Origin of the sequence: Aquabacterium sp. (assembly GCF_036279675.1) — a bacterium.
GTDB lineage: Bacteria > Pseudomonadota > Gammaproteobacteria > Burkholderiales > Burkholderiaceae_C > Aquabacterium.
In genome coordinates this window covers 1-7127 of record NZ_DASUIS010000048.1, presented here as the reverse complement: position 1 = coordinate 7127, position 7127 = coordinate 1, and the positions used below count along the sequence as shown (strand labels likewise).

Genomic DNA, 7127 nt, shown 5'->3' with positions numbered 1-7127 from the left:
TGGCGACGCGCCAGCTCCTGATACAGCCCCGATTGATCGAGATCGGCAAAGCCATGCTGCGCAGCATCTTCATACAGCGCAGCCAGGTGTTGCGTGATGGGCGCATCAAAGCCCAGGCCAGCCGACGTGTGCAAGGCGTTGCGCAGGTCCTTGAGCTGGATGGCCAGCGAGCCGCGCTTGGTGAAGTCGCCCTCGACCATGCGTTGGCCGTGCACTTCCAGAATGCGGCTTTCGGCAAAACCACCTCGCAGGGCTTCGCGGACCTTGGCCGGGTCGGCGCCACCACGTTGGGCCAGCAGCAGTGCTTCGGCCACGGCACCGATGGTGATGCCCACGATCATCTGATTGGCCAGTTTGGTGAGCTGACCAGAGCCCGTTGGCCCCACATGGACGGGGCGGCCCAGCACCTCCAGTACAGGCCGGGCACGCTCGAATTCGGCCTGGTCGCCCCCCACCATGATGGCCAGCGTGCCGGCTTCGGCGCCCACGGTGCCACCCGAGACCGGCGCATCCAGGACGGGCACGCCAAGGTGGTCGAGCTGGTCGGCATGGCTGCGCGCCTGCTCGGGCAGGATGGAGCTCATGTCGATGACCAGGGTGCCGGGGCGCAAGCCGGCGGCGGCACCAGGCAAAGCCGAGTTGAACAGCACGTTTTCCACCACGTCGCCGTTTTCCAGCATGGTGATGACGATGTCGGCCTTGGCGACAGCGCGGGAAGGTGAGGGCGCGATACGCGCACCGTCGGCAATCAGAGCCTCGGCCTTGCTGCGTGTGCGGTTCCAGACCGTCACGGGGTAGCCGGCAGCCAGCAGTCGGTGGGCCATCGGGGTCCCCATCAGGCCGCATCCCAGCAGCGCAATCTGTTTTTTCTCGTTGTTCATGATGTGGTTTGCTTGCAAAACCAGCTGAATATGCACCAGACCGTGTGCGAAATGCCGCATAAGCAGCGGAAACTCTGTGCACATCCCTTGTTTGAAGGACAGTCAGACAAGATATTTTCGGCGAACATTCATCCGTTGATGCCGAAGCTTCGGGTACAAACGGAAGCGGGCATTTATCCAATAAATACATCGACTCATATGGCCGAATCCACTGAAGCTGCGGTGCTCCAAGGCGGGGCACTGAATCAGGCAGTCCTGCATGCGCTGGATCAATTGGGATTGGCAGTTCTGGTCAAAGACGTCGCGAGCGGTCGGTACGACGTGGCCAACGATGCGGCAGCGCGTATTCTGGGCCTGGAGCAGCGCCACATCGTGGGTGCTGTGGATGCCGAATTGTTTGATGCCACTCAGGCGGTTGCCTTGCGCGCGGCCGATCAGCAAGCCCAGGCCGTGCCCGATGGCGTGCGCGCCGAGCACAAGCTGGAGTTGAGCATCGGGCGGCACGAGTTCGTGACCTGGCGCCAGACTTATGTCGACGAGGCCAGCGGCGCTGGCAAGCTGCTGTCTGTCTGGCAGGACGTGACCGAAGCGCGCCGTCGCGAAACCCAGCTTCAATCAGCCCTGGCCCAGCTCGAACAGCAGCAGAAAGCCAATGATTCGCTGCGCCGGGACGTGGAAGACAACCAGGTGCGCGATACCGTGTCTGGTCTGTATCACCGTGCCCACTTCGAAGAACAGTTGCGCCGCGAGGCGGATCTGTCCAGCCGCGAGCAGCGTGAGTTCGCGCTCGTCTCGGTGTCCATCGACAATCTGGACGAAATCCGTCGCATGCACGGCGTTGAAGGTTGTGAGCGTGTGGTCGAGGCGCTGGGGCGTTTACTCAGGGCCAATACCCGCGCCATGGACTCTCCATGCCGCCTCGGTGGTGACCGCTTCATCGTGCTGCTGTCGGGTATCGGCCTGGCGATCGCGCACTCCAGGATGGAGCAACTGCGTCGCCAGTGCGCTCAGCACATCGTGCCGTACAACGGACAGCAGATCCCGTTCACGGTGGCCATGGGTGTGGCGAGCTTCCCGCACACGGCCGGCGGCATCGACGAGTTGATGCGCGCGGCAGATCGCGCCATGGCCTCGGCGCGTGAAAAGGGCGGCAACCGCATCGCACTGGCCAGCATCCAGTTCGTGCCAGCCAACTGAAGCACCAGCCAGGTCGACACCCAAGAAAAAGGCCAGCCTCCCGAGGGAGCTGGCCTTTTTGCATGAATGAAGTGTCCGCCGAGAACTGATTGCCGCATTCCTGAACCCAGGGGATTCAGGTGGGCGAGGTCAGCGGTACGTCGGGTTCATCTGACGCGAGACGATCACACCTGTACCGCAATATTCCAAGCCCTGGCTCGAAGAGCATCGGTTCAAGGAAATAAAAACAACCACGAACGCGACGGACGATTTCATTCTACTTTCTCTCGCCGCGTTTGACCGTGCAAATACAGCGACTTGCAGGGGTTCTTGACAAGATCAAACCCTCAGATGAGGTGGCCGTCGCTGTCCAGTGCCTGGTCCAGACGAGAGATCAGGTTGTCGATGTATTCAGGTGAAGGCAGCTCGGGTGCCGACTGCGTGGCGGGCACGCTGGCCTTGGCGGGGGCGGCAGGGCGCTCGGTCAGCATGTAGGCCAGGTTCAGCGCGGCCAGCACGGCGATCCGCTCGCGCGCCTTGAGCTTGCCGCTGTCACGGATGGCGCACATTTCGCGGTCCACCTGGTGCACGGCTTCCTTGAGGCGTTCTTCGCCGCCTTCCGGGCAACCCAGGAGGTAGCTCTGGCCCATGATGGAAACTTCAATCTGCTTCATGCGTGTCCGACCTCGTGTCAGGCTTCAGGGTGGGGCGGTTCATCGTGTCCGTCAGCGGCCTCACCTGGGTGGGAGGGCAGCTTGTCGATCAGGGCGTCGATGCGGGCACGGGCGGCCGACAGCCGCGCGCGCAGCGAATCACGCTCCTGGGCGGTCACGGCCAGTTGTTGCTGCAACAACGCATTGGTGCGGTGCAGTTCCTCGTGGCGTAACAGCAGGCGCTCGATGCGGTCCGTGAGTTCGTCGATTCTGGACATGGGCGGATCGTGTTTCCCACCCGGTTCGGTGGGGCCTTGTGGCTCTACAGCAGAACAATCATTGTAGGCGCCTTACAATGCGCCCCGTTGGTGCTCGCACTGGGGTTCGCCCGGTGCAGTTAAACGGGAAGCAAGAGGGCTTCGGCGTCCAGGATGACGTCAGCCCGACTTGCGCTGCCCCCGCAACGGTCGGCGGTCGAGTCTTTCATGACTCAGCTTGCGTTCACAACCACTGGTCACCTGAAAACGACTGGGAAGGTTTCGCGAGTTGCACCGCCTAGCCCGGATACCGGCCGACAGGGGATGAGGCATGGCCGTCAATGGTCCGCCTTGTCATTTCGCTCGTGGTCTGCGGGGACGCTGACCGGGGCACTTGATCTGTCTGTTTTCAACATGTTGTTTTTGAACTCGGTGCGTGTGGCACCCGGGGTGCGTTCGGCTTTGGCTGTGGCGTGTGGGGTGGCTTTGTCTGGTTGGGCTGTTGCCCAGGGCGTGGATGAGGTCGAACCCATCGTCATCACGGCCAGCCGCATGCCGCAATTGCTGCAAACCGCGCCCATTGGCGCATCAGTGATCACATCCGAGCAGATGCGGCGTGCCGGTGTGAGCGACGCCAACGAGGCGGTTCGCAAACTGGGCGGTGTGGCCGCCCGTTCCGACCTCAATGGTGGGCGGGAGTTCTCACTGGATCTGCGTGGCTACGGCAGCACCTCGGAACAGAATCTGGTGGTGCTGGTCGATGGCATTCGGCTCAGCGAAAACGAGGGTTCGGCCGCGCGACTGTCCGCCATTGCGCTGGACCTGATCGACCGCATCGAGATCGTGCGAGGTGGCAGCAGCGTGATCTGGGGCGAGGGTGCCTCGTCCGGCGTCATCAATGTCATCCTCAAACGGGCCGCGGGCGATGTACGCGCCGCGAAGGTCGGCCTGGCTGTTGGCTCGTATGGCGCGCGAGACGCATCCGCATCCACGCAACTGGGTTTCGGGCAGACGGTGCTGGATGCTTCATACAAGCGTGTGCGTTCGGACGGCTTTCGGGACAACAGCGACTACGCCCAGGATGTGGCAGCCATGGGGCTGAAATGGGCCGATGCCAACTGGCGCACGAGCCTGCGGGTGCAAAGGGAGGACCAGGACGCCAGGTTGCCCGGGGCCATCGCCTACAGCACCTACCTGAGCAACCGGCGCCGGATCAATCCCGCCTACGCCAGCGATTTCGCACGCAATCAGGAAACCCGTTATCTGGCCAATGTGGCTTACAGCCGGGGTGACTGGACCGTGCAACTGGACGCCGGGCAGCGCGTGCGTGACAACGCGTACGTGATGTTCGGTGGAGCCCAGGTGAACGCCAGCCGTACCATGAGCCAGCTGACGCCCCGTGTGACGTATGCGAGCAAGCTGGGCGGCACCGACCTGAAGGCCATCGCAGGTTTTGACTGGCAGGGGTGGGACTTCACGCAGCCCGGGCCAGATGGGGTGGAACAGGGATCGCAAGAGAACAAGGCTTTCTTTGTCCAGTCCGACCTGTCGTTTGAGTCCGGCACCCGGTTGAGCCTGGGCGCCAGACAGGAGCGCATCCGAAAGGCGGATGACTTCCCTGGCAACTCGGCCTGGTTCATGTCGCCCCTGGCCTACGAGCGCCTGGACAAACTGCACGCTGCCGAGGTCGGGCTCAGTCAGACCTTGGCACCGGGTTGGGACGTGTATGGCCGATTGGCTTCATCCTACCGGTTGCCCAATATCGACGAGAACCGCGCGACGCCCGGCAATGCGCCCCTGCTGCCCCAAAAGAACGCAGACCGCGAACTGGGCCTCAAGTGGTTGCAAGGCGGTGATTCGCTGGTGGTGCGCTATTTCAGGCAATACACCATCAATGAGATCACCTACGTGGAGGCGCCTGTGTGGGCCAACACGAACCTGGATCCGACCTTGAGGCAAGGCCTTGAATTGCAGGGGCAGTGGCGCTTGAACTCCGCTCTGACTTTGTCTGCATCGTGGCAACAGCTCACGGCACGCGTTCGCTCCGGTGCCAATGCCGGCAAGGAAATGGTGCTGGTGGCGCCTCACAGCGGTACGGCACGTGCGTCCTATCAGATCGACGAGCACAACAGCTTGGACGTCGGTGCACAGTACCTGGCTGCCATGCGCTATGCCGCAGATGCAGACAATATGTGCACGACGCGCATCCCCTCATCGCTGACCTGGGATGGGCGTTATGCCTGGACCAGCCGCGACTGGACCTTTGCCGTGGCTGGTACGAACCTGACGGACAGAAAGGGGTACAACTACGCCTACTCTTGTGCCGCCACTGGCGTGTATCCCTATGAGGGCCGCAGCGTCAAGTTCTCGGTCTCCCGTCAGTTCTGATCATGTCCTCACGCCACCACCTCATCCTCGGCGGCCAGCGCAGTGGCAAGTCGCGCCATGCCGAGCGGCTGGCGATGCGGTGGCTGGCGCAATCGCCCTTGCACGGCGTCACGGTGGTGGCCACGGCCACGGCGTCTGATGCAGAGATGCAAGAGCGCATTGCGCGGCATCGTGCCGATCGGCCGTCCGGCTTCGAGCCTGTCGAGGCGCCGGTTGAACTCGGTCGCGCGCTGCGTGAAGCAGCCAGTGCCCATCGGCTGCTCATTGTGGACTGCCTGACGCTGTGGCTGGCCAATGTGCTCATGCCTGCCTTGCCTGCACATGGTGAGGGCGGCGGGGCATCTGCGCCAGACTGGCCCGCCTTGAAGGCTGACCTGCTGTCGGCGTTGCGTGCCGCGTCTGGCCCGGTGCTGCTGGTCTCCAATGAGATCGGTTTGGGCGTGATCCCCATGGGGGCCGGGGTGCGGCACTTTGTCGATGAACTGGGGCGGCTCAATCAGGATGTCGCGCAGGCTTGTGGACATATCACCTTGATGGCCGCAGGGCAGGCCTTCACGCGAGAGGTGGAGGTCTGGGCATGACGGTCGCATTGCGTGGCGTGGGCCTGGGCGTGGTGTTGTTGGCCGTGGTGCTGCTGTGCTTCTGGGGGCCGCCCGCCCATGCGCAGGGCATCAGCGTGGTGGACGACCGGGGTGTGACCGTGCGCTTGCCGCGTGCGCCGCAGCGCATCGTGACCTTGTTGCCGTCGATCACGGAATCCGTGTGTGCACTGGGCGCCTGCAAGCAGGTGGTGGCCACGGACCGTTGGTCCAACTGGCCCGCCTCGGTGCAAGCCTTGCCCAAGCTGGGTGGCCTGGACGACGCCAATGTGGAGCTGATCGTGGCGCAAAAGCCCGATCTGGTGCTGGTGGCGCCCTCATCCCGCGTGGCGCCGCGCTTGCGGGCTCTGGGCCTGACCGTGGCCGAGCTGGATGCGCAGGACTTGTCTCAAGTGCGCAAGCTGTTTGGCAAGATCGCGGCCTTGATCGGGCAGCCTCAGGCCGCCGAACCGCGATGGCAGGCGCTGCAGGCCGAGATCGACGCGGCCCGTGATCAGGTGCCCTTGAAGGCGCGTGGCATGCGCGTTTACTTCGAGGTGGGTGCCACCCCTTATGCTGCGGGGGCAGCCTCGTTCATCGGTCAGTTGCTGACCCGGCTGGGCGCGGTCAATGTGGTGCCGGCCGAACTGGGCCCCTTTCCGAAACTCAATCCTGAATTCGTTGTGCGCGCCAACCCTGATCTCATCATGATCGCTGCGGAAGAGGCCGATGGGCTTGCTGCCCGGCCAGGCTGGGCGCGCATGAAGGCGGTCGCGGGGCACCATGTGTGTGCCATCGCGCACGCCGACTACGACCTGCTGGCGCGGCCGGGCTCGCGTCTTGGCATGGGGGCGGCTGTGCTGGCGCGCTGTTTGAACGCCTATGCCGCTTCCGGCACGTCGGCCGCCAAAGGAGCGCTCAGGTGAGTGGCCAACGTGCACTGCCTGGTGTACTGATACTGGCAGGCTTGATGTTGCTGCTGGTCTGGGCCGGCCTGGGCATGGGCAGCACGGGCTGGCAAGACCCCATGGTAGCCTGGTCGGATGAGAGCCTGCGCCAGATCGTGTGGGAGATACGCGCGCCGCGTACCGTGGGCTGCCTGCTGGTGGGGGCGCTGTTGGGCCTGGGTGGCGCGGTGGCGCAGGGCTTGTTTCGCAATCCTCTGGCCGAGCCCTATTTGCTGGGCAGCTCATC

General features: G+C 63.7%; 8 protein-coding genes, 1 other RNA gene and 1 riboswitch. Of the genes, 5 read left to right on the top strand and 4 right to left on the bottom strand.

All coding sequences use genetic code 11. The features are described 5' to 3' along the window. A partial coding sequence (locus VFW93_RS05310; RefSeq protein WP_329692945.1) for an NAD(P)-dependent oxidoreductase occupies positions 1-881 on the bottom strand: 881 nt, incomplete at its 3' end. Between the two features lie 198 nt (positions 882-1079). Here VFW93_RS05310 and VFW93_RS05305 point away from each other — a divergent pair. Continuing rightward, positions 1080-2078 (top strand): diguanylate cyclase, encoded by a 999-nt coding sequence (locus tag VFW93_RS05305; RefSeq protein ID WP_329692944.1) that lies wholly within the window; start codon positions 1080-1082, stop codon positions 2076-2078. A gap of 68 nt (positions 2079-2146) precedes the next feature. On the opposite strand, the gene ssrS is transcribed toward VFW93_RS05305, so the two are convergent. From ssrS to zapB, 3 genes are all read right to left on the bottom strand, one after another. Further along, positions 2147-2329: non-coding RNA, 6S RNA (gene ssrS / locus VFW93_RS18950), on the bottom strand. 75 nt (positions 2330-2404) lie between these two features. Continuing rightward, the gene (locus tag VFW93_RS05300; RefSeq protein ID WP_329692943.1) at positions 2405-2731 is read right to left on the bottom strand and encodes a cell division protein ZapA; all 327 of its coding nucleotides are present in this window, start codon (positions 2729-2731) and stop codon (positions 2405-2407) included. Positions 2732-2748: 17 nt separating this feature from the next. Further along, on the bottom strand, positions 2749-2988 hold the full coding sequence (gene zapB, locus VFW93_RS05295) for a cell division protein ZapB (RefSeq protein ID WP_329692942.1): 240 nt from the start codon (positions 2986-2988) through the stop codon (positions 2749-2751). 71 nt (positions 2989-3059) lie between these two features. Beyond that, positions 3060-3300, top strand: a riboswitch (cobalamin riboswitch). Positions 3301-3381: 81 nt separating this feature from the next. On the opposite strand from zapB, the gene VFW93_RS05290 reads away from it, so the two are divergent. The 4 genes from VFW93_RS05290 to VFW93_RS05275 all read left to right on the top strand — a co-directional run. After that, positions 3382-5355, top strand: a complete 1974-nt coding sequence (locus VFW93_RS05290) for a TonB-dependent receptor (protein WP_329692941.1) — start codon at positions 3382-3384, stop codon at positions 5353-5355. A gap of 2 nt (positions 5356-5357) precedes the next feature. Continuing rightward, positions 5358-5936 (top strand): bifunctional adenosylcobinamide kinase/adenosylcobinamide-phosphate guanylyltransferase, encoded by a 579-nt coding sequence (cobU, locus tag VFW93_RS05285; RefSeq protein WP_329692940.1) that lies wholly within the window; start codon positions 5358-5360, stop codon positions 5934-5936. Next, positions 5933-6859 carry a helical backbone metal receptor gene (locus VFW93_RS05280; protein WP_329692939.1) on the top strand — a complete coding sequence of 309 codons (927 nt, stop codon included), beginning with the start codon at positions 5933-5935 and terminating at the stop codon, positions 6857-6859. Before cobU ends, VFW93_RS05280 begins: the two co-directional genes overlap by 4 nt. Further along, positions 6856-7127 (top strand): iron chelate uptake ABC transporter family permease subunit (locus tag VFW93_RS05275; protein ID WP_414639590.1); only part of this gene is annotated, 272 nt, incomplete at its 3' end. The genes VFW93_RS05280 and VFW93_RS05275, both read left to right, overlap by 4 nt.